Below are 24,415 nucleotides of genomic sequence, written 5' to 3' on the forward strand. Positions count from 1 at the left end.
ATCAATTCGCTGCACACCCGGGCTTTTTGTACGAAAAATGGAAGATCGTACAACTATTTATTTTATTTGCATTCGATTGTCTATAATTGTCCATAAAAAAACCCCCCGCTTCGCAATCCAATGAACCTGGTTTATGCGAATTGCAGCGGGAGATGACAGTTACTCATTTTGATGCACTTTTATAAAATTCCAATGTGTTGGCAAGACCCTGAGGCAAGTTGACCACAGCATTCCAATCAAGAGCCAAAATGGTGTCGCTGTTCGATAGCACGCTATCCCGTATATCACCGCTGCGTTCTTCTTTAAAAATCGGTTCAAGGCTGTTTCCGGAAATTTCGTTCATCAGGAAGAACAATTCCTTGATCGTAATTTTATCAGCAGAAGATACGTTTAAGATTTTATTATCTCCGCTCGTTAATGCTTTCACATTAGCTTGCGCAACATCTCCTACATAAACGAAGTCACGTGTCTGCTCTCCGTCTCCAAAGATAAACGGTGCTTCTCCACGGGATAAAGCCTCTGCGAAAATGGCAATAACGCCACCTTCACCAAGTGCGTCCTGGCGCGGGCCGTACACGTTTCCGTAACGGAGAATGGTGTAGTCAATTCCATACAGGCTTTGCGCCATTTGCAGGTATTTTTCAACGGAAAACTTGGAAACACCGTAAGGAGCCATTGGCTTCGTAGGGTGATTCTCATCTACCGGAAGGTATTCCGGGTTTCCGTAAACAGCTGCAGATGATGCAAAAATAATTTTCCGGACGCCGTGTTTCTTCGCACTTTCAATCACGGAAAGAGAGCCGCGGATGTTGATTTCTTCATCCTTGAACGGATTATCAATCGAACGCGGAACACTTACCTGTGCCGCCTGATGAATGATGGCTTCAGGTTTAAATTTCTCAACCGCTGCATCAAACTCAGGAGCATTAATGCTGCTTACCATATATTGAGCTTTTTGGTTTACATTTTGCTGTTTGCCCGTGCTAAGATCATCCACAACCATTACGTCATGCTGCTCCTGCACTAATAAATCCACGATATGCGAGCCGATAAACCCGCAGCCACCCGTTACTAAAACTTTCATAACTTTAGGAAATCCTCCTAGACTGATCTTATCTAGCGCCTTCACCAGTAAAGATGACACGTATTGTTTTGAAGATTATTTTCAGATCAAGTACAAAACTCATGTTTGAGATGTAGTACAAATCATGCTGAAGCTTTTCTTTAGGAGTAATATCGTATCCTCCGTTTACCTGGGCCCATCCTGTCAAGCCTGGTTTAACGCCAAGGCGCTGAGAAAAACCGGGGATTTCACGTTCAAAGGACTCCGCAAACATCGGACGTTCCGGTCTTGGACCGATCAGACTCATATCGCCTCTAAGGACGTTATAGAACTGAGGAAGCTCATCAATCCGTGTCTTACGGATAAATGCTCCGATCTTCGTTACACGCGGATCATTTTTAGATGCCCATTGTGCACCGTTCTTTTCAGCGTCCGTTCTCATGGAACGAAGCTTGATTACGTTAAATTTATGTCCCTTCAAACCGACGCGCTCTTGAAAAAAGAGTGCCGCACCAGGGGATTCCAGCTTGATCGCAAGCATGGTAATTAAAACGATTGGGCTTGAAAGTATTAGGCCGATCATTGCTAAAATGACATCTGCAATTCGTTTTCCGTATTCGTTATATGCTGTTTTTTTCGGGTTTATTTCTGCTGTTTGTGCGTAGGCAACGGATTGATACTTACGATACAAATTGGACTCTGCCCGATTAATCGCCACCAAAATCACCTCTAAATTTCTTTCGGTTCACTTTATGTTAGTGTTTCCTGCTTTTTCTGCTTGTTCCAAAGAATTCACTCATAAGAACAATATCACTACTTAAAAAAAAGGTCAATAAAATTCAGGATGTGGTTCCGCTCTCTGCAAAACCGTTCATTTCTTTGACATAATTTACTTTTCCCAGGGGAAAGCTGTAAAACTGAAACTGATAATTCAGCCATTCCCTTGATTGCGCATCCGCATACTTCAAGAACCGCCTCATTAACCGTCTAACCTTATTGTTTGAGTAAACCCCATCTTAATGCGTGCAGATTGCAGAGAAAATCACATTAATTTGGAAAGCAAATGCAGCGGGCAGATGCCCCTCAAACAAGCCTGGAATTTCCATACATAAGGATATGACGAAGCAGATCTGAAATGGTTGCAATTACTGTGTAAATTTTTTGTAAACAAGTGTGTGAAATATCCTTAAAAGAGTTCGGTACTGCATCCATTTTTACGCGCTTAACCTGCTGTTTTTTTTACATTCATGCACGCTAAGCTTCTTTACCCAATATTTCATTTTTCCTAAACCAGCTTCCACATCATTTTCTAACAAATACTTTTGTCAGATAGTCCGCCCAAGCCTTTTGTCCTCTCGGAGAAGGTGCTGTCTCATCTTCATTTAAATAGGAGAGAAGATCTTCCAAATTCCCTGGGGGCCAGTTTTCCCAGTGGTTGAGATAGGCAATTCCATTTTCTGTTGCGTAATTTTTTAGTTTCTCAACCTCTTTAGGGTAATATTTGGCGTCATACAGTGGATAGGACGGCTGGATCATGATGATGCAATCCTTTTTAGCCGATTGAATGCGATTTTTTAACACCGTTATGTTCTCAAGTGTCCGATCTATGCCAACCTTTCCATTGTCCTCGAGAATAAACGGTTCTAGGAGCAGCAGATCTGGCTTTGCTTCAACAACCTTACTATAAAGCTTTTCTGACAAAACTTCCTTTGAGGTTTTGTCTTTTAAGAAAATGGATTGCATTTGAAAAATGCCGGGAGGATAATGCTCCTTTAGCTTTCGCTGAAACTGATCTGACCATGAATTCTTTTCCCCATTGGATGTATCGGATCCGAACAGGACGAGTTTAACTGGCTTTCCTCCTTTTTCCGCATTCATGATTACATCTGCTGCAGGGCGGGGCAAATTTTTTGTTAAATTTACAGCAACGAGCTCAGGCTGTATGCTGTTCGTACTTTCTACAGCCGGCGTGCTCGCAACTCGCTGTGAAGCAGCCGTTGCTGTCTGTCTTTGGATTTTATCATCCCAGTATATTTTTCCTGCTGATATGCTTGCTGCAGATACGATTACGGTAAGGACGAGAGCCGTCTTTTTCAAAGCTTTTCCTCCAAAGGTCTAATTAACTTTTGATAGTATACTACATAATGGGGAAATATTGGGTGTTTTGTCGAACTTTTTACATAGTTTACACATGGGGGGGATAGTAAAAAAGCCAAGCCATAATGGCCTGACTCTTATCCAGCGCTAATTAACTCTCTCAGCTGTTGCTCATCTTCATTTAAATTATTGATGATTTCTTCTGGCAGAGGAGTATACCCGCCATCTTTAATGATTTTTTCCGCTTTTTCCTTAAGACGGTCCAGCTCCGGCAATTTCGACTTCGCTTCTTCTGCCTTTCCTGACTGAGCAAGACTAAACAAATTGTTCATTAAACGGTGTCTTGAAATATAATAAATGGTTCGTTCCATTTCTTTTTTTCCGGGCTGGACGAATAGCTTTTGCAGCTCCTCCCGTGCAGATGAGCCGGACACTTGTCCAATTCGTTCTTCGGTTTCTTTAATATGCTTTGATAAGTAATCATACATATTATTGGCATAGTATATATTTTTGTCATTATTAATGAGGATTTTATACCCGTCTACATACGTAATCGTATATTCCCCCTCTGCTCTCGCTTCTTTCTTGCGCAGATAGTTGCCGATAGCAGGGTCCAGGTCAGGGTATCCGCCGGTCTCTTTAATTTGCGTCGCCCTTTTTTTAAGACGATCCAGTTTATTCAAATCCGAATCGATGGTATAGGCTTCCTTATAAACACTATTCTCCATGGATGAAAGGAGCCTGTACTGGGAAACTTCATAAATCGTGCGCTCGACTTCGATTTTAGCCGGAGCCACATATTTTTTCAGTAACGCTTGGCGGTTATTGGAACCCGGTACTTTTCCAATAGAAGCTTCGGTTGATTTAAGGGATGCCGTAAAAGAATTGTATTGGGAATGAATAGCTGTAATTTGTTTGCTGCTGATCGCTTGTTTGAAGGATCTCGTCTTCGCTGCAAGCGTGTTTCCGTTTTTAACGGCATTCGTATACGCAGGAGACTCTGCAGCCAGGGCAGCAGGCATGGACAGTGTGCTTATGAGCAGAATGGTTCCTATACCAGCCAGTAATGCTTTTTTCACTATATGTTCCTCCTAGAATGTTAGTCAGATTATCACCGAAGTTGGCTCTTTTTAAAGTATATAGTGTTTCCGGCTCTTTTTACAGGGTTTCGTCTTTCTGGAGAAAATTAAAGGGAAGAAAAAGAGGTGTGGCTGATTCCTGCTGCAGGTCTCCTTCTAAAAGAGCTACAATCATCCTAACCTAATTTTTAAGTACATAAAAAAACCCAGACCACTCACAAAGCGAGTGGTCTGGGTTTACAGAAGGACCATTAAATTATTTAATGGTTAGTTCATAAGGGGACATACTCACCCGGTTCATTGCTTCTTCAACCTTTACGTAGTAGGTTCCTTTTTTAAGGCTGAGCTTGAACAGTTCGGAATCTCCTGTACCGTATTGGTCAGCTGTCCAGATTGCTTTTCCTTTTGAATTATAAACGGTTACTTTGCCGTCTGTACCAAATGGAGTTTTGAGAGCTGCAGTCAGCTTTTTGTCCTTGGTTAGGACGAGCTTATACGTATCAGAATCCTTTGGTGATTGGAAGTAGCCTTTTGCTGATCCGTTCTTCAGGGAAGCCGGCTTGCTTGGGATTCCTTGTTTCACAACAGAGCCGCTGTCCTCATCCTTCCCGCCCATTTTGGCAAAGGTTAGTTTGTAAGGAACAAGGGTTGTTTGTGTCCCCCAGTAATTCAATGCCACCGCAAAATAGCCTTTTCCTTTCTTTCCTTCGAGCGATCCCGATTCAGGATCATTATCAAAGCCGTAATCGGAAATAATAAAGTTCCCTTCCTCCTCAGGTTCAAGCTTTCCGTTTCCATTTGTGTCTTCAATGGTAACCAATACCGGGTCAATGGCAGCCTTAAGGTTTTCAGCGACCTTAGCGCCCGTGATTTTCTCTGGCATTGGCTGGATGGCATATCCATATAAACCGCTCGCTGCCGGTTTGAAATAAAACATATCCATATCGCCGATTGAAGAGAAGTTTCCTTCAACCGAGGTTAAGCCAATTGGATTTGCTTGAGCATAATCATCATTTGTTTCATATTTATCAGCTGTGTTTTTATGTGTCGCTTTAACCGTGAATTCATATGGATAGAGTGAAGCCTGATAATTGATATCCGCCATTTTCAAATAGTAGGTTTGCCCTTTTTTCAAGCCTGCTTCATATTTAGCAGCAGGGCCGTAACTATTTCCCGTCAACTGGATGTTTGTAGCAAGCGGAATCAGATCCTTCACTTTTTCATCGTATCGATAGATATCCATAGCAGGGACATAGGATTCCCTTCCGTTTGCAAATGTAAAATCGTAAATCGCATGCTCGTCAGGGGTGAATGCATACCAATCCTCATCCCCCATGTACTGAATGTATCCTTTTGACGTGCTTCCTGTCTTATAAGGAAGGGCGCTGCTTAATACACGCTGAATATACTCCTCAAAGGAATCAATTGGAGATGAATCATCCACGATTATTTCACTTCTTTTAATAGCGTCCGCGGCACTTAATGGTTTTTCCCCTTCAGCAGAACCCTCTCTCATTTCAGGGAAGTTATCTTCATCCGCCTCTATTACCTGGCTGGATAAGGAAACTTCATATGGAAGGTGGGAAGAAAAATTGCGATCCAGGTCAATGACCTGTTCTCCGGTCATCATCATCCACATCCAAGCATCCATGCTTGGTTTATTCGATACCTCAATCAAGTATTCGGTGTTCGGGCTTGCCTGGAAGATCACTTCTTCCCCTTGTCCCGGCCCTTTCGTATCCGCCATTCCAAGTTCGCTCGGGAATTTTTCTCCTTCCTCCTCGACCATCATGGAGATTTTCAGATTCGAATCAATTCCAGCGACTCCTGATAAAGCAAATTTCATCATTTCCCCAGCTTTGACTTCACCGGTTTTAAATGAGAAGTAATCGCTGTCTCCTTTGAGGGCAGGCTTAGACGGATTTTCTTCCTGTCCCTGGTCTTTCGTGCCCTCATCTGCTGGAGGCATGTCGGCCGACTCATCTGTAAAGTAAAAAGGTTTATCTGATTGATATGGAAGGACTGTAACCTTTTCAGGTGCCTCCATCGTATTCGTGTCCTCGAGCTTCGTACTGTGTTTTTCGATGCTCAATCCATACTTAGAGAGATCGGCCTCACTATAATTGCCGTATGCATCCTTAACAGATACGAGCAGGACGCCATCTTCTTTTGCTTCAAACAACGTTCCTTCGGTTCCATTATCTCCTTGATCATTGATTTTTTGAGTGGAAGCAGCTTTCGTTTCCTTTCCCTTATAAAACTCAAGGCCAAGGACATAGTCATAATTCGAGGACCCGGTCAATTTCGTTTGAACAAACTCGCCTTTTTTGACATTCAGCTTGTAGAGATCATTTTGATTCATTTTCTTAAAGGAGCCGGAAACCGTATTTGCTTTCCCATACTCAACAGCAACCGCTTTTGCAGCACCAAGCTTTTTATCTGCCGGAAGCTTTGGATTGGCCGGAACCTTTTTCACATCATATTTCAAAGCAGCAACTGGATCAATCAGGCCGTTTCCGTAGGAGATGTCATATCCCTTCGTCCCAAGATCCTTCGCTGTTTTGTTTAAAATGTAATTAATCTGATAGGGCGTAAGCTTTGGATTTTTGCTGAGCATTAAAGAAACGACACCCGCTACAGCCGGAGATGACATGGACGTCCCGCTCATTTTTCCGTAGGAAGAGCCTTTTTCAAAATCAAAAAGGGTGGAATATACATCCTCTCCAGGTGCAACCACATCTACTGATGGACCGAAAGTCGAGTAGCCGGAAAGCTTATTTTTGCTGTTTGTGCTTCCAACTGCGATAACCCCTTCGAAGGATGCCGGGTATTCCTGTATATTCAGTCCGCTGTTTCCAGCTGCCGCAACGACGGTAATGTTGGCATCAATCGCTTTTTGAACGGCATCCTCAATGATTGGCGATGGGAACCAAGAACTCAAGGAGAGATTGATGACTTGAGCCTTTTGTTCAATGGCCGTAAGAATTCCCTGGGCCACGACATAGTCATTAGCAAAAAAGGATCGGTTAAATACGTCGATCGAAAGAATGTCTGCATTAGGGTTGATGCCGTATCCGCCAGTCCCGTTGTTCTTCTCAGCAGCAATAATCCCTGAAACATGAGTCCCATGAACGTCAACCAACCCGTTTTGGGCAGGATTCATCACATTTTTATTGCCTTTTATCTTATTTTTCAGTTCAGGGTGCTTCGCATCCACGCCTGTGTCAACGACGGCAACCCGCACTTTATGTTTCCCGGCCAATTTTGACGCTTCCGGGATATTCAGTGTATTTAAGTGGTACAATACAGACGCCTTTAAATCCGGCCCTCCTGCTTGTTTCAGTAAAGCGCTTTTAGAAATAGATGACACTCCAGGCATCGATGCATAGTTTTTCCCCGCATCCTCCATGGAGATCTTTCCATTCACCTGAACAATATCATAACCGAGTGCCGCTACCCGCTGGATGAGCTTTCCTCCAGCGCGCTGGTGAGCCTGAGCGGAAATCGGTGTTTTGTATTTAATCATTAACGTTTTATCCGCAAACTTCTGATCTTTTTCTTTTTTTACACTGCTTGTTTTCCCTTGTTTGCCTTGATGCTGTTTTAAAAGCTCTTTAATAGCAGCTTCTGATTTGGGTCCTTTTTCTACGGCCGCTGCAGATACTCCCGGCAGTGCGCTGAAGATGAGTGCTGCGGTTACAATGCCGCTTAATGCCTTTTTTAATGGTTTTCTCACAATTTTACCCCCGTCTTTTTGTCAGTGGAAATATTCTCCACTAAAACAAATACGACGCCACCCACATTTTACCTTTTTATTATTTGAGTCTTTTTTGTGACAGGTTTTGTGCAGGAAAGACGGAAATTTCCCGGGGAATGAAGAAGGAGATCAAAAAAAGTCGGACTGCAGGTATTGGTGCAGTCCGACTCCTGTTAATTTTTCTGGTAGATCATTCGGTCGCTGTTGAAAATAACATAGGCACCGCCGCCAAGCTGCAGTCGGTTGTCCTTCACTTCATATACTCTGAATTGAAGATTCGGACTTAAAGATTTTAAAGCTTTTCCATCCTGATATAGAACGGCTTTTTCTGTAATCTTAACCATTCCCTCATAATAAAGGGCAGCATGATCTTTCCTAATGGTGTAGCCGCCGCCCACTTCAAAGCGGCCTTCCTTCCTATCATAAACCTTGATCGCTTCTCCTTGCTTCAGCATGCGGCTCACAGTCCCATCCGGAGAATAGAGAGGCATCTGTTTTTTAATAAGCACTCTTCCTTCATAGACACTGACGTCTTCACGCTTCATATAATAGGTTCCGCCGACATTCAGCCAATCTTTCCCTGCGCCATACACACGAATGGACTCTCCCTTTTGTGCTGTACGCAATAAATTCAGCTTCCCATCGGGTTCAAGCTTATAAATTCCGGCTTTCGTCCGGACTGCCGCTCTTCCTTCCGGCAGGGATTCGGCTTTAATATCCTCTGGCTGCTCTAGCTCTGTTTCCGGTTCATCCGGAGTATCAGGCTCATCTGGTGTTTCCGGCTCGTCCGGGGTCACCGGCGGAACTGGGGTATCTTCCACGGCAGGCTTCCCTTTTGTAAAGCTCCAAATATCCGATTCGGATTTACCGGTAAACTTGTCGCTCGCTGCTGCATACCAGGAATAAACGGTTCCTTCTCTCAGGCCGTTCCATTGAATGGATGCAGAATCCCCGCTTTTCACATTTTGAATTTCACCGATCTTTTCATCTGTGTAGACATTCACAGCAAAATAGTCGGTTGCCACCCGTTTATCCTGTGGAGTTAAATCAAGATTCAGCACGAACTCGTCCTTGTTTGGAAAATCTCCCGTATTATAAAAATTGTAATCTTTCATATACGGGGAGTACGTATTGACGATGATCCGGTTTGAATCCGCATCAAAATGAAGAAGTCTCATATAGCCTTGACCGCCTTCAGGACCTGCCTGATAGTCGGCAAGCATTTGAGGCACCGCACGATCCGGCTTGCCGTCTCCATTGTCATCTATTTGATCGGTAAGAAGACGGGCTTCATGATAGTGTCCGCTTAGAACAGCTATAACGTTATTATTAGGTACAACAATCTCATTGAACAGCTTATCACCCAAAGGATGTCTGACTCCTGTCGCCATCATATATTCATGGAAGTTCAGAATGGCTTTGCGGTCCGGATGTTCACTTAATACTTTGTTCATCCAGGCAATTCCTTCTTCATCGATTCCCCAGCCCATATACAGCATAAGGTAGTCATTTCCATTCGCTGAAATCAAATCATAGTGCCCTTTATTATTTTGGAAGGATTCACCGTAATATGGCTGGTTTTTATAACGGTCTTCCCCGAAGTATTTCCAGAATTGATTGTAATCACTTGTTTTGTGATCAACATCATGGTTCCCGGCAAGCACCCCGTATGGTACATTCGCATCCTCCAGCGTTTTCATATACTTATCGGCCGCTTCCCATTGATATTCCTGGTTCGCCATATTCACGAGATCGCCAGTATGCATCACATATTTTATTTTCATCTTTTCCTTGTTTTCTGCTATCCATTTTGTCTGAGAGTTATAGATTTCAGGATAGCTTTCGGAATAGTACTGCGTGTCTGACATCCAGACAAATGTATAGTCATAGTCATTGGACGATGCAGGGATTTCATCCTGAATCATGACATTGATTTTGCTGTCCTTCACAAACTCTCCTGCTGCTGCATTTCCTTTTAAAATGAAATCCTCTTTGCCCGCAACAGAATAGTCAATAACAGACCAATGGGCATTACGATGATTCCATGCATACATCGTCACTTTTCTGCCCTCTATCGAGTGGCCTTTCCATGAAAGCTCGATACGGTCCTTAGCATCCAATTGACCCTCCACTTTTACATCAAAGCGATGATAGGGAAATTGTGTCCCTGAGTCTGTCGTGACGTATTGGTTATCCGCTTTCGAGACGAGTGCCCGTTCTTCATCTGACAGTGGCGTTTCCCCTGCCGGCACAGCTGTTGCAGGAGGCTCAATATCTACTGCATTTTTGAACACTTCCACCTGTGTCTTCTGGCTCGCGTTATACGTATATCCTTTATAGAAGGAAACGTTCATGGTATCGCCTGTCGGATCGGCAGTCCGAACAGAGAGAATCGGATTGTTATCTGCTGTCGCATTCATTTCCGGGCTGATTAATTGAGGCGGATCCGGATTTTCAGAAACCGTTTTGAACGTAATCGTTTCTTCTTTTATATTTCCGGCCTTGTCCTCCGCCTTAATGAATAAAGTATGGCTGCCCGGGGTCATGGCTGAAGCAGATGCCTGCTGCGGAAGCTTTACATCCTTGCCGTCTAGTTTCACTTCCGATTTCCTCAAGCCTGATCCCGCATCAGTAACCGCGGCATCTATAGAAAATGCCCCTTTATATTCTTTTCCTTCTATTATAGTAGGTTTTATTTCAGGTGCTGTGTTATCAACGATGACTTTTCTCGTTAACGTCTGGCTGCCATCTTTTATGCTAACCGTATGTTCTCCGTCGGCAGCCGTTTTTGTATTCCACGTATAGGCTTTTGCCTGAAGGTGCTCATCGGTTAAGTTAAAATGAAAATCAAAAAATTTGGAAGAACCTGCCCCATCTCCGACATTCAAGTTGTTTTCAGGATTTGAATGGGCAGGATCTTTAATGATAGTGCCGTCTCTAAGAACAAGCCTCGGATTCTTCATATCAAAGTCGTCGCGGTTCTCAGCAGATTCAAGATCAAATGGACTCGCTTTAGTTCCTGAACGGACAGTTAGTATGTTGTCGCCTGCCTTAAGGCGGTTCGGTTCAATTGGAACGTAAATCGTCTGCCATTTAATAATGAAATCATCAAAAATCCGGAGTATGTCGTCGCCCATCGTCATTCCGTTTTGGAAGAAGGTGTTTACATTATTTACATCAACCGCAAAATACGCCTCGTGCTCCAGAGAAGAAGAGCCATTTCCCTCGAATGCTTTTCCATCAAGCATAAATTGTGCGTCTCCTGGAGCCGCTCTTAACAATTTGTCTCCGGCGACATACTCCCCATCCTTCACATTCAGCCGAAGTGCAGAGGCATCAAGACTGCTTTTGATATTCACTCGGACAGGTTCTGTTTTCGTTTCGTTTTTCCCATCCGAAACCGTAAAATAATAGTCCAGCGTTTTCTTGCCGATTAAATCCGGCAAGTAGACGGTATGGTGGTATAGCGTATCGTTATAGTCCTGTTTTATGATCGATTCCTTATAGACTCCATTGTCGGTTCTAACGAATAATTTTACGGATTTAACCTCTTCATTATCCAGCGCTTCAGCAGTAATAGCAAAGTCACTCAGTTCGTCTGTACTTGTTTTGTCCGTTAAATCATTGATTGTTGGACTGGTCTTATCTTCAATAAGCTGAACCGGCTTAGATGGAACCTGATATTCCCTAACTGCTCCCGGCGTTGCCTTTTCTTTCGCGGCGTTCACCTTTAATTGTTTCGTTGATCCATCCTGAGGAAACGTATAATTAATTCCTTTATCAGTGGCTGCATCGTTGACGTTCGGAACATCATTGTAGTACGCAACGTTCAGTTCCCTTCCGCTGTTTGTCGCGACGACAAGACCTCTCATCAGCGTGTTGGACATTCCGTCGCTGTAAATTTTGACGAGGTTTTTGTTTTCCTCTAGATTACTACCGTAATTTTTATTAAAGTCTGCAGCCGTTTTATCCTGATTTGCTGCGTTTATAATCCAGAAAACGAGTGTTTCCCCTGCCGGAATTACGGCTTCTTCCGGAATGGACGGCCATACAATATCTGTTGCCGCTTCAGCGCCTGAGCGGTATTGAATCTTATAATCTTTAAAGTTCAGTTCTTCGTTTGTGTTGTTATAGACCTCAATAAATTCATAGCCATCCGAGCTGCCCACGTTCGTTGAATTCGGCACAGCTTCTGTTATGAGAAGGGGAGGCACATTTGCAGGATTGGCGTTCGATGGAGCGATGGTAATCGTCGCCTCTTCAGTTTGCGCCGTATTTTTTCCGTCTGAAGCACTCACGTAATAGACCAAATCCGCCACAGCATCACTGCCGTCGATCTGGCCTGTGTAGGAATCTGGTTTATCAGGTGACGCTGTCATCGGAACAGCTTTAAACTCCGATTCACCCGTTTTTTTATAGTGTAGCTGAGCCTGTGACACCATTCTGTTGTCTTTAATCTCTGCTCTAATCAAAATCGGAGAATAAGCAGACCCGCTTGCAACCGGTTCGAATTTAATGCTTGGAGCTTCTGTATCCGGTCCTGCCGGTTTATAAGCCTGTTCTTCCTCGATGGTTCCTGGTGTCGGCACTGCAAGTGTTTTGAACGTTTTCATTGCAGTCCCGGACTCCGGTGCCTTGAAATGGATATCGGCTCCTTCATCGTTTGATTCGTTGGGAAGGTAAGAAGCGGATACAACAGGCTGGCCGTTCTCATCTTTTATTAGGATGCCGCGGTCACCGCCATTAGCAAACCCTTTAAAATTCACTTTAAAAGCGAAAAGGTTATCCTCTCCTAGTGTTACTCCATAATGCTGATTAAAGTCTGAAGCTGTTTTACCGTTAAGGTTGAACCATAAAACAGCCGTTTTCCCTGGTTTAATCGTGACCGGAGGCATTGGAGTAATTTCGTAATCAGATCCAGGTGTCTTTGGATATTGATAAACAAATTTACATTTACTTAAGTCCATCTCTGAATCGGTTGGATTATAAAGCTCTATGTATTCAAACGAATCCGTACCTTTATTATTTGGAGAGATCTCCGTAATCAAAAGCTGTGTCGCCCTCACTTCCTGCTCTGCTGCCTTTACAGCACCAGCAGGTATTGCACTTACAATTGTTGATAAGGTAAAAACAAATACAAGAAATCCAGATAAAAGCTTGTTCTTCCTCATGATTAACCCCCGCTATCCTCGTAATATCGCCATAATTTTACATATGGATTACTAAGATAGCTGGGGGAATTTTTAAAACATTCGTAAATATTAATTAATTTTACAATGTAAAAATTAACAATTTTCCGATTGACTTTTTTAGATTAATGCTTGTTGTTATTTACGTAGCAAGTATTCGCTAGGTACCTATGGTGGAGTTTATAAAGCCGGTCAAACTTACTATTTAGACAATCTCGCATCTTATTTAGCCGGTCGGAACCGGAATTTGTCCGCTGCATTTTATTTGTCCGATGGCACACTTTATTTAGCTGTCCCGCTTTGCTTTTTAGCCGTTCTTTACACTTTTTTGGCCGATCGGAACCGGAATTTGTCCGTTGTATTTTATTTGTCCGGTGGCGCACTTTATTTAGCCGTTCCACTCTGCTTTTTAGCCGTTCTTCATACTTTTTTAGCCGATCCTACCCTTAATTTGTCCGCTGCATTTTATTTGTCCGATGGCGCACTTTATTTAGCCGTCCCGCTTTGCTTTTTAGCCGTTCTCCCCACTTTTTAGCCGGTCGTACCCTTAATTTGTCCGCTGTATTTTATTTGTCCGATGGAGTACTTTATTTAGCCGTTCCGCTCTGTTTTTAGCCGTTCTCCCCACTTTTTTATCCGATCGGAACCGGAATTTGTCCGTTGCATTTTATTTGTCCGGTGGTGCACTTTATTTAGCCGTTCCACTCTGCTTTTTAGCCTTCCTCTACACTTTTTTAGCCGATCGTACCCTTAATTTGTCCGCTGCACATTATTTGTCGGATAAATCTTCGCACCTGCCGCCATTACCGACAAGGTTTATAGACTAACTTTCCACAACTCCTTCTTGTCGTGAAAATATAGTGTCCCTGTATGATCCGGCGTTACTTGATCCGTACCATTCCGTATAATGGAAGTTTTGTAGCTTTTCATATCAAGCTTAAACAATACCTTCTCCACCGTGCCATATACATTGCCGTCTTTTCCAATGGCAAGGGATGCATGAGGTGTGTAGCCTGAGACGCTTTTCACGACCGGACGCTGGATGGTGACACCTTTTCCAGGGGTATAGATAAACACGTTTCCATCCGCTATTCCGACGATTCGGCCATCCTTGGCAGCGGCAAGGGCTGAGATATATTGTACGTGCTTAAACGGAAGGCGGATGATTTCAGGCTTTGCCATTAAATTGCCTGCCGGAAGGGCAAACAGCACAGCGTTTGTTTTGTTCTTATCTACATTTGCTTTCCCGAAAATGGAGGTTCCGGCGTATACTTTTTTACTCCCTGAATGATATGCAAGGGAAACGATGCTTTGGTCCTTTACGATTTGATGGCGGATAGAAGCTTTTCGGCTCGCTGTATCATAAATGGCAAGCGCTCCTCCGTTTTTCCCCGCTCTCGGTGCGGTTCCAAAAACAATTTGTTTTGAACCGGGTACAGCTGCAGCTGCCATTGGCCGGTCCTGGCCGCTTCCATCAAAAGCTGCGACCTGTTTAGGATTTTTTCCGGCAACCCAAGCAGCAGACGGATTGTATTCCAATATTTTCGCACCGGGATAGACACCAAAGTACAGCTTTCCATTCGCTGAAGCCATGCTCTCCATTTGGCCGATTGCTTCTTGTATGACACTTGTTCCAGTTGAAGGGTGGTATGTTCCCATCTTTCCGTTCAAAAATCCGGAGCTGTATATTTTCCCGTCAGCCCCTGCTCCGATTTTATGTACCTCTACCGCTTGCGGAGGCAGTACAAGATTCAGGTTTTCATAGGAATGGCTAGAGGCTTTATAGGTAAAATAGCGGTCGGCATTTCCTACCTTGCCTGTTAAAACAGCTTCGGGTGAACCTGGGAATACAACGAAATCAAGGGACACGATACTGGTTGGAATTCGGTTATTTACCACAAGCTCCGATTTTTTAGAACTTAAATTATACCGGTACAGGGATGTGCCATTTGCATAATAAACGGCATTTTCTTTAGGGGATTTAGGTGACACCCCTTTAGAGGTTGCCGCGAGCTCCCCTGTCAGCTTCTTGCTTTTCGCATCAAATACGAGAATCTTATTTTCTGGATTGAGCTTCACAAAAACAAGCGAGCCAACCACTCTAATGGAATCAATCTGCTTCTGTGACATATACCTGGATGGAAGCATGCTCTGCTTTTTCGCTGTTTTAATGTCATATGAAACGAGCGTTGCAGGTGAGCCGGTTCCAATAAACAGCTGCCGGTTTGCATCATCCGCTGCCACGCTTTTCGCATCCTTTTTCCCTGAAACGACCGTTCCAAGATCTTTAAATTTGCCGGATGCATAGCTGAAAAGCCTTCCTTCATTGGCAGAAACCCCATAAACAATTCCGCTCTGCGCACTGTATGCAAGTCCCCAAATCGTCGTTCCATTTTTCGAGGTTGCTTTTCCTGCTTTCGCAAGCTTCATAGAATTCGGATCATAACGGTAGAGCAGTTCCCCTGGAGTGGTGCCAATCCATACTTGCTCGGAATCGGCGTGTATAGACCAGCCGGCCGTTGAACCATCCAGAGACTCGGAATCCACCACTCTTCCAGTGGATAAATTGGTGACAATGAGTTTGGCCGGAAGACCCTGCAACACGGTATACATGAGCGGCTCCCCTTTTTTATTCATGGCACTTGCTGCTGCTGTTACATTTAAATTGGTGATTTGAGGTCCTATTTTTTGAAAAATTGGAGCTGAACTTGCTTTAGGCTGCAGGAAAAATCCTAAACAACACGTCATAATCCATGCACTAATCAAAATTTTTTTCATTTCCTCAGTTCTTCCTTCCTGTATTTCCCTTTAGCATTCTAGTATTTTACAAGTTTTTATAGACAATTTTACTTAGATATGGCAAAATTTCATCAGTAACGCTAACTGTCAATCCCTACTTATGTATCGGTTTAAATAGACTATTATGAATGGAACGAGGGAAAAAAGCTTGAGAGCGAAAAAACAGAATAAGAAACGGAGAACGTGGCTATGGATCACTCTATCCGTCATCGGGGTTTTATTGCTGGGAGCCGGTTTATACGCGGGATATCTAATTAAACGAACAAATGATACCGTTGCCAATATTCAGGAAGAGGTCAAAATCGAAAAGACGACGCCTATTGTGAACCTGGAAAAGAGAGACCCTATCTCCATCCTGCTTATGGGCGTGGACGAACGGAAGGATGATCCCGGCCGCTCCGATTCTCTTATCTACATGACGGTCAATCCGAATAAAAAAGAAATGCACATGGTCAGTATTCCAAGGGATACAAGAACGGAAATTGTCGGGAACAATACGACGGACAAAATTAATCATGCTTACGCATTTGGCGGTACAGCGATGACCATTGCCACTGTTCAGAAATTCCTCGGAGTCGATGTCGATTATTTTGTAAAAGTCAACATGGAAAGCTTTAAGCAGATTGTTGATACAGTGGGCGGCATCCAAATCAACAACCACCTTGCTTTCACCTATGAAAATGAAACCTTTAATAAAGGTACGATTACACTCAATGGCGAGCAGGCACTTAAGTATTCAAGGATGAGGTATGAGGATCCGGATGGCGATTTCGGCCGCCAGCTTCGTCAGCGTAAAGTAATTGAAGCGGTCATTGCCAAAGGAGCCACTATTCAATCCATTACAAAATTCAGCGATATGCTGAGTGTCGTCGAAAACAATGTGAAAACGAACCTTTCCTTTGATAATATGTGGGATATGGTTTCAAATTATCGGGATGCGAGCAGCAAAATGGTTCAGCATTCAATTGATGGAAAAGGGACAAAAATCGATGGGGTGTATTACCTCGAGGTGCCTGAAGAAACGCGCACTGCCTTAACTAAAGAACTGCAGGAGAGCCTGGACATCACACCAAGCACAGCCAGCACTAACTAAATCCGGTAAAACCGGATTTTTTTATTTTAAACTAGGTATAAAGACTCATTTTATATAAATTCCTTCTTCTTCCTCTAGCGCAAAATTCCTAATCCCACTTATAATATGCTAGCAGACTTCAAAATCCGACAAATTTCTACTATGGTGATTCCATTGACTCCACACTTTAAAAACCCGCTAGCATGGCTGGGAACCATCACATTAACGATACTTGGCATTCTCGGTAACTATTTCTCGATTGAAATGTTTTTTGGCATTGATTTTTTATTTGGATCCATCTTTGTTTTCATCATCATCTACACATATGGCTTTAAGCCTGGACTGGCTGCCTCCCTATTGACAAGCCTTGTCACCTTCTATTTGTGGAATCATTTTTTTGGCGTCTTTATTTTGACCGCTGAATGCCTCATCGTATACTTGCTTCACCGCAGGAGAGGTCTGAATGTCGTCATTCTCGATGCATTGTATTGGTTTGCCATCGGAACCCCGCTCATTTTTCTCTTCTATTACGGGGTAATTGGCACTGAGGTGCTGGACACCACAATTGTCGCTCTGAAATATATGGTCAACGGAATATTAAATTGCCTTATTTTTTCAATTCTTCATTTGATTTATCAGCAGTACATTTTGAAAAAAGCACGAACAAAAAGCTTTCAGGAGCTCCTTTTTATCACCTTCACCTCCGTCTTTCTTATTCCTTCCATGTTCCTGCTTGTCTATGAGGGGAATAAAGTATACCGAAGTGAACTCACGGATATTAGAGAAATTGCTTCCGTAAAAACGCAAATGATTAGCACCTCTTTAACGAGCTGGGAGTCCACTCACCGGGCATCACTAAATACATTGAGACTCTATATCGCAAGCAGCGGCAATATGGATAATCATTTGAAAGACCTTGGCCGCACGCTTCCGTTCGTTCAGGATATTTATGTTTTTGACCATCGGAAGGAATTGGATTACCTCTACTCAGAAGCTTCAAATCTCCCGTTCTATGACGTGACCATGCTCAAGCTGACAGAGCTGCACCCTTATGTAACGGATGTTTACTTTAATCAATTCACTCGAGAGCAGATGACGAGCATCGTTGTTCCTATTCATGAAAATAATTACACGGGCTTTGCCGTTGCAACCTATAAGCTTAAGGATTTGCTCATCATGCTGAATCGAATGGAGCCGCATGAAAACATCGAGGTCAGCTTATATGATGAGCATACCTTGACGATGTATGATTTGAGCCAGCTGAAAAACGGCCAGCTTTCGAGTGACGTCAATTTATCAAAACCGTTTATTATGCAGCCTGCTGAAGAGCTGAATACGAATAAAATGAAGCGCTGGAAGCAATCATTTTTAGCAGAAAAAGCGGATATTCCATTTATCCCCTGGCATCCCTTTACAACGGTAAAAATTGAGCCGTATCAAAATGATTTGTACCTCAGCTATATTAAGCTGTTCGGCCTGGTCCTGATTATTATCGGATTCTCATTTTTCATCGCCTATTGGCTGAGCAATATGCTGGTATCATCCATTCGCAGGCTTTCTTTTATTACAGATCAGCTTTCTGCTTCAAAAGTGACATCTCAGAAAATACGATGGCCTAGAACGAGTATTACAGAGGTTTCCAGGCTGATCAAAAGCTTCGAAACGCTGATTAGTGATTTTAACCGGGTCATGCTTGAGCTCAGAAACAAACAAAAGAAGCTCGAGTACTTTGCCCATTTTGATGTCCTGACGAATATGCATAACCGGTATTCCTTTTCGGAACAGCTGGAAAAAGAGCTGAGGCTCGCCTCGCAGTTTGACCGTTCCGTTGCCGTTATGTTCTGTGATCTGGATCGCTTTAAGCTCATCAACGATTCCCTCGGGCATGATACCGGTGACGAATTGCTGAAGGAGCTTGCTGATACAATCCGCGGCATTTGCGGGGAACGCGCGATATTATGCCGCCATGGGGGCGATGAATTCCTGATCGCCCTTCCCGCAAACGGAGAAGAATCCATTGAGTCTATTTCTAAAAGACTGCTTGAAGAAATCTCAAAGCCCATATCCATTGGTGAAAATGAAGTCAGTGTAACGTGCAGCATCGGAATCAGCCTTTATCCAAATCACGCGGATACGATTGATGACTTGATCTCAACTGCTGATATTGCCATGTATAGTGCGAAGGAAAAGGGAAAGAACACATTTGAATTCTTTAATCCGGAGCTGAACAACAATTTAGCACGGAGAGTCCAGATAGAAAATGAACTGCTAAAGGCGCTGGAGCTTGAGGAATTCACGCTTCATTACCAGCCGCAGGTATCGCTTGCAACGAGGGAAACGACCGGCCTTGAGGCGCTGATCAGATGGAACAACCCCCGCCTCGGCAGCGTGTCCCCGGCTGAATTTATCCCTGTGGCTGAGGAGACCGGGATGATCCGCAAAATTGGTGAATGGGTCATCGACCGCGCAGCGAACGATTTGAATCAGCTTAAACAAGCAGGCTGCGGCAATCTGAATGTGGCCGTCAACATTTCCATTAAGCAGTTTTATCATGAATCCCTGCCTGCTTTTATTATGGATAAGCTTCATGAGCACAGCATTCCTGCACAGCAGTTTAAAATTGAAATCACCGAAAGCGTTGTAATCGACCATTTTGATCTCGTCTTGAAGCAGCTCCAAACACTGAAGGAAGCAGGCATTGCCATCGCCCTCGATGATTTCGGGACAGGATTTTCTTCATTGAATTATTTAAAAATCCTTCCGATCGATATTGTTAAAATCGACCGCTCCTTCATTCAGGACATTCTTAGCAATGAACAGGATGCAGCCATCGTTCAAGCCGTCATTCAAATTGCCGAAAGCAAGAGCCTGACGGTGATCGCAGAAGGCGTGGAAACGAATGAACAAGCCGCCTTCCTCCACTCAATCGGCTGTCCTCAGGGACAAGGCTATGTGTTCAGCAGACCGCAGCCAATCGAAGAGATTATGAAACAGCTAAAAACGAAAGGGTGACCGGATATGGCTCGGTCACCCTTTTTTCTATTTGAACGGATACTTGTCATTCCAAAAGTTATGTTCCATTAAATACCTGCGCCGCTGCTGAAGGGTCATGGCAAGCTGAGAGGTTTTTCCAATCTTACTTGTTATGTATTCTTTTAACAGAGGGATAAACAATTGATCTCCATTAGATAAAATCACAACCGATTTGTTTTTCGATGACCGAACTTCCTTCACATGATCGACTGCAAGCCAGATAACCTGATCACTTTTAGGGGACATGGTTGGAAACATATAGATGTCATTGAATTCACATATACATACTGGCAGCAGCTTCTGTCCCACCAATATTTCTCCAGCTGCCTTTAAACGCCCCTTATAGCTGCTTCCATAAAATACACAATTAAACTCAATCACAAACGTTGCGGGTTTCTTGATGATCAGCTTCTCATGCTCTTCATGAATAATCGTATACACATGACCATATTCGTCCCATTTCGATTCGAGAGCCATGGTCTTCTTTTGAATAAAATATTGCTCAACGATTTTCATTTGTTCTCCCCCTTCTGCTAATTTAAGATAAATGGTATGATATGGACAGGCAGTTTTCTGCTGCACCTGATCTCTTAACACGCTTCCTTGCAGGGCTTGAGTGTTAAGGGATTTTTTGCTTTTCCTGAGCTTCATTTCATTTCACCCCCTTTAACGGAATGTTCAAATAGTAACATATAACTATTTTCAAATATCATTATATAGGACTTTTATAACACTAAATATGTTATTTTTGTAAATAAATTGTATATTTTGTTTCGAGAATCGGAGGTAGCCATTATGACCGACACTTATTGGAAAACAGATACCGGGGAGAACTCCTGGAAACGGTACATCTCTTCACTGCTCGTCATCCTTTTATTTATCGTCCTCGGAGGAGCGGTATACGCCATTGGCCTTTTACTATTAACAGCCCTTGACGGCAATCCGGATACATACTTTGACACAGTCCTTGGCAGTGCGGTCGGACTCTCCCCATTCATTGACTTTGTCCTGCTTCATGCCACCTATTTATTCTGGCTGCTCGGATTGTATATAGCGATAAGATTTATCCATAAACGCACGCTCCGGTCTCTCATTACCCATCGCGAACGACTGGATTGGGGAAGAATCGGCTGGGGATTCGGAATATTTATCGGAATCTACCTGATCCTCAATGTAGCCGATTGGCTCCTATTTAAGGATGGCCTTGCATTGAATAACGAGACATCCCCCTCGCAATTTTTAATTCTTCTCGGTCTGGTACTGGTTTTCACGCCGATCCAAACAACCGTTGAAGAGCTATTCTTCAGAGGGTTCCTCGTTCAATGGCTTGGAAAAGGATTGCGCCATCCCATCCTGATCGCCCTGATCATCGCTCTCGTGTTCGGATCCCTCCACTTCGCCAACCCCGAAATGGGCCGGTCCGCGCTGCTGGTTGGATTGGAATACATCGTCGCCGGATTCATGCTCACCTTTATCGCACTGAAAACGGGTACAGCCGAGCTCTCAATCGGTGCTCATGCGGCGAACAACATCTTTTTGTTTCTATTTATATCCGATGAGCTCTCAGTTGGAGGCAAACTGCCGGCTGTGTTCTCCGTATCAGGTGACGTGGATCCCGTTTCGTCACTGATTGGGACGGTGATTATATTTGGGGGGTTTTTTTGGCTGAGTGTGAGGAGGTATGGGGTTGGGCGGGGTTGAATGGTTTTGCACTGGTTTTGCACTGACCCCCGGTTCGGTAAAGGACTAAAGCTCCGTCCCCTTCGATCGCTGAACTTAGTGCTGGATGGGATGGCAGTGATGCTGCTCTGTCCCTTGATGCGGTGGTGCAGCGGGGGTCAGTGCAATGCACTGACCCCCGTTCTGATAAAGCACTAAACCTCCGTCCCCCCATCATCCAAACTCAATATCCATTTGAAGCGGCGGCTTCTTTCCTCTGACCCCTGCTGCGGTGATGCGGTGGGGGTCAGTGTCGGTTTTAAGGGTTAAATACTGACTAGCGGGGCCTGTCCCCCACTCTGCTAAAGAGTGAAAGCTCTGGCACCGCCATCTGTAAACCCTTATGCAGCAAGGGATTGAAGAGATGCTCCTCTGTCCCCTTCTGCGGTGAAGGATGACGGGACTGGCACGGTGCCAGTCCCCACTTTCTCTGCATCACGAAAGCTCTGGCACCTCGCCTGATAACCTCTTCTCCCACAAGGCTTTAAGGCGCCTTGCCTCTGTCCCCACTTGCGGTGAAGAAGAGCGGGTCAGTGCACTGCGCCCTGTCAAGTTTACAGGGTCGATTCTTTTAATTTGATACGCTTTTAGAAAACTCTTTCGGTGATTGATAGCCTAATTTCTTTTGGTATCTTCGCTGATTATAGAACTCCATGTATTCATCTGTCGATTCCACTAATTGTTGTAACGTGCGGGGACGATCTAACCAAAGACCTTCTGTCTTATAATGACTGAAGAATGATTCAATCGGTGCGTTGTCCCAACAGTTCCCCCTTCTAGACATACTACGGACGATTTGATACCCTATAAGTGTGTTTTTGTATTTATGAGACGTGAATTGGTGTCCCTGGTCGCTATGCAGGGTGGCACATTTCAGGTCTCTTTTTTTATCTGCTTTTTTGAGCGTATCCAAGACTAGCTCCGTATCATTCTTGTCACTCAAATGATAAGCAATGATTTCTTTGTTGAATAAATCAATGATGGCACATAGATAGTATCGCTTACTCCCTGCATAGACGTAAGTGATATCAATACATAACTTATCATTCGGATAATCGGTCTTAAAATTACGTTTTAAAAGGTTAGGTGCAAAGTAGCTTTCTTGATCGTAATGTCTGATTTTCTTACGTCTCTGACGTGCATGCAGCCCCATCTTATTCAATAACCTTCTTACACGTTTGTAATTGACGAACAGATCATGGTGATCCCTCAAATAGGTGGTCAATTGGCGGTATCCTTGTCGTCCCTTTTCCTCAAAATACTTCTCCCTGAGAAGAAGGGCCATTTCCTGGTTTCTCTTCTCCTCCTTAGTTAGAGGCCGTGAGAGCCTCTTTTTCCACTTATAATAGCCATATCGGGAAACACCAGCTATGAGACAAAGTTTGTAGATACTATAGTTCTCCACCAAATGATGAATGATTTCAAATCGCTCTGATTTGGTTATCTGCCCTCCTTTCTCAAGGCTAATAACTTTTTTAAGTAAGCATTCTCCGCATCTGAAAAAGCTTTCTCTTCCATTAGCGTCCTTGGTTTAGGCCATCCAGATGGAAGACATCTTCTCGTCGTTTGCCCCTCTTGCTTTTCTGGTTTTGGCTTCTCTTTTACCTGATCCTTTTTAATCCACCGTCTCACCGTTTCGTCAGAAGGGATGCCAAACTCCCTAGCCACACTTAAATAGCCCATATCTGCATGGTCATGATAAAACTTAACCACTTTCTTTTTATATTCCGCTGAGTATTTTCTCATCTGGATCTCCTCCTTTGATTGAAGACACTAACATGTCTAAGGAGACCCTGTAAACTATATGGGGAGCATAGCACAGGCCCCTCCCCTCACCCCCACGGTCAGCCCCCTGCATACTCCCGCCAAACACAATAACCATGCACAGCCCTTTCCCCTCCTCCATACGATAACCCTATACCAAAATGGGTTAGTTTTGAGGAGGACTCTATTTGAAGAAGGCTTTATCCTTGCTGATTGTTTCGCTTTTTTTGCTAAGCGGCTGTGTGATTAATGAGAAACCCAAGACGGTTCAAACCGTTCAAGAGCCCCCTGTTGAAAAAGAAAGCCCGCCTGTTCAGAGAGAAGAAGAGCCGGCTCCAGAGCCAGTGCCTGAACCAGCCCCTGCACCTGAGGAACCGCCTGCTGCGGAGGAGCCTGCAGCGCCTGCTGTTCCGGATGTGAGCGATGCGGAGATGCAGTATTTGGATCAGGTTAGTCCGATGCTTGAACAGCTGTCCGCGGGGCTTTATGCTTTTGGGGAGCTGAATATGCAGGCAAGCGGGGATCCATCGCTTCTGACCGATTCGGGCTGGACGAAGGAAATGGCGAAAGCGCTGGTGCAGATGCAGAGTGCGAGCGATGATTTGAAAAGTCTTCAGCCGCCTCCGGGAATGGCGGAGGTTCATGATTTGTTTCTTTTGGCAGGCAAGGAGATTGATTATGTTGTAGCGCATTACCCGGGTGCTGTTGATTCAATGGATATTGCTGCGATAGAGCAGTGTACGGAGGCGCTATTAAATGTCGGAATGTATATGGATCAGGCTTCGGCATTGCTCGGGAGCTCTCCCCAATCCTATTAGGAAAAGCCAAGATGTCTTGGCTTTT

14 protein-coding genes are annotated in these 24,415 nt (G+C 44.0%); 4 read left to right on the forward strand and 10 right to left on the reverse strand.

Annotated elements, in window-relative coordinates:
• Positions 1 to 163 precede the first annotated feature (163 nt).
• The 7 genes from WCV65_RS19020 to WCV65_RS19050 form a co-directional block, all read right to left on the reverse strand.
• Entirely contained in the window at positions 164 to 1,084 is a 921-nt protein-coding gene (locus tag WCV65_RS19020; protein WP_338778686.1) for an NAD-dependent epimerase/dehydratase family protein, read from the reverse strand.
• 28 nt (positions 1,085 to 1,112) lie between these two features.
• On the reverse strand, positions 1,113 to 1,781 hold the full coding sequence (locus WCV65_RS19025) for a sugar transferase (protein WP_035404872.1): 669 nt from the start codon (positions 1,779 to 1,781) through the stop codon (positions 1,113 to 1,115).
• A gap of 584 nt (positions 1,782 to 2,365) precedes the next feature.
• Entirely contained in the window at positions 2,366 to 3,160 is a 795-nt protein-coding gene (locus WCV65_RS19030) for a hypothetical protein (RefSeq protein ID WP_338778688.1), read from the reverse strand.
• Between the two features lie 137 nt (positions 3,161 to 3,297).
• Positions 3,298 to 4,239 carry a hypothetical protein gene (locus WCV65_RS19035; protein ID WP_338778690.1) on the reverse strand — a complete coding sequence of 314 codons (942 nt, stop codon included), beginning with the start codon at positions 4,237 to 4,239 and terminating at the stop codon, positions 3,298 to 3,300.
• A gap of 256 nt (positions 4,240 to 4,495) precedes the next feature.
• Positions 4,496 to 7,975 (reverse strand): S8 family peptidase, encoded by a 3,480-nt coding sequence (locus WCV65_RS19040; protein ID WP_338778692.1) that lies wholly within the window; start codon positions 7,973 to 7,975, stop codon positions 4,496 to 4,498.
• A 194-nt stretch (positions 7,976 to 8,169) separates the two neighbouring features.
• Positions 8,170 to 13,167, reverse strand: coding sequence for a lamin tail domain-containing protein (locus WCV65_RS19045; protein WP_338778694.1), 4,998 nt, complete (start codon positions 13,165 to 13,167; stop codon positions 8,170 to 8,172).
• A gap of 834 nt (positions 13,168 to 14,001) precedes the next feature.
• A complete protein-coding gene (locus WCV65_RS19050; RefSeq protein ID WP_338778696.1) occupies positions 14,002 to 15,963 on the reverse strand; it encodes a hypothetical protein in 1,962 nt (653 codons plus the stop codon).
• A gap of 169 nt (positions 15,964 to 16,132) precedes the next feature.
• On the opposite strand from WCV65_RS19050, the gene WCV65_RS19055 reads away from it, so the two are divergent.
• Both WCV65_RS19055 and WCV65_RS19060 read left to right on the forward strand, forming a co-directional pair.
• Positions 16,133 to 17,077, forward strand: a complete 945-nt coding sequence (locus tag WCV65_RS19055; protein WP_338778697.1) for a LytR family transcriptional regulator — start codon at positions 16,133 to 16,135, stop codon at positions 17,075 to 17,077.
• A 153-nt stretch (positions 17,078 to 17,230) separates the two neighbouring features.
• The gene (locus WCV65_RS19060) at positions 17,231 to 20,068 is read left to right on the forward strand and encodes an EAL domain-containing protein (protein WP_338778698.1); all 2,838 of its coding nucleotides are present in this window, start codon (positions 17,231 to 17,233) and stop codon (positions 20,066 to 20,068) included.
• A gap of 27 nt (positions 20,069 to 20,095) precedes the next feature.
• Here WCV65_RS19060 and WCV65_RS19065 read toward each other — a convergent pair whose 3' ends face one another.
• Positions 20,096 to 20,740 carry a competence protein ComK gene (locus WCV65_RS19065; RefSeq protein ID WP_338778700.1) on the reverse strand — a complete coding sequence of 215 codons (645 nt, stop codon included), beginning with the start codon at positions 20,738 to 20,740 and terminating at the stop codon, positions 20,096 to 20,098.
• Between the two features lie 144 nt (positions 20,741 to 20,884).
• On the opposite strand from WCV65_RS19065, the gene WCV65_RS19070 reads away from it, so the two are divergent.
• Complete coding sequence (locus WCV65_RS19070; RefSeq protein ID WP_338778702.1) at positions 20,885 to 21,790, forward strand: CPBP family intramembrane glutamic endopeptidase; 906 nt, start codon at positions 20,885 to 20,887, stop codon at positions 21,788 to 21,790.
• A gap of 589 nt (positions 21,791 to 22,379) precedes the next feature.
• Here the strand turns inward: WCV65_RS19070 and WCV65_RS19075 are convergent.
• Positions 22,380 to 23,276 (reverse strand): IS3 family transposase, encoded by an 897-nt coding sequence (locus WCV65_RS19075; RefSeq protein ID WP_338782110.1) that lies wholly within the window; start codon positions 23,274 to 23,276, stop codon positions 22,380 to 22,382.
• Positions 23,249 to 23,554: a transposase gene (locus WCV65_RS19080; protein ID WP_338778704.1), complete on the reverse strand. Its 306-nt coding sequence runs from the start codon at positions 23,552 to 23,554 to the stop codon at positions 23,249 to 23,251. The genes WCV65_RS19075 and WCV65_RS19080 overlap by 28 nt, the downstream gene beginning before the upstream one ends.
• 206 nt (positions 23,555 to 23,760) lie before the next feature.
• On the opposite strand from WCV65_RS19080, the gene WCV65_RS19085 reads away from it, so the two are divergent.
• A complete protein-coding gene (locus WCV65_RS19085; protein WP_338778706.1) occupies positions 23,761 to 24,390 on the forward strand; it encodes a hypothetical protein in 630 nt (209 codons plus the stop codon).
• Positions 24,391 to 24,415 lie beyond the last annotated feature (25 nt).

Source organism: Metabacillus sp. FJAT-52054 (genome assembly GCF_037201815.1).
In the GTDB taxonomy this organism is placed as follows: Bacteria; Bacillota; Bacilli; order Bacillales; family Bacillaceae; genus Metabacillus_B; species Metabacillus_B sediminis.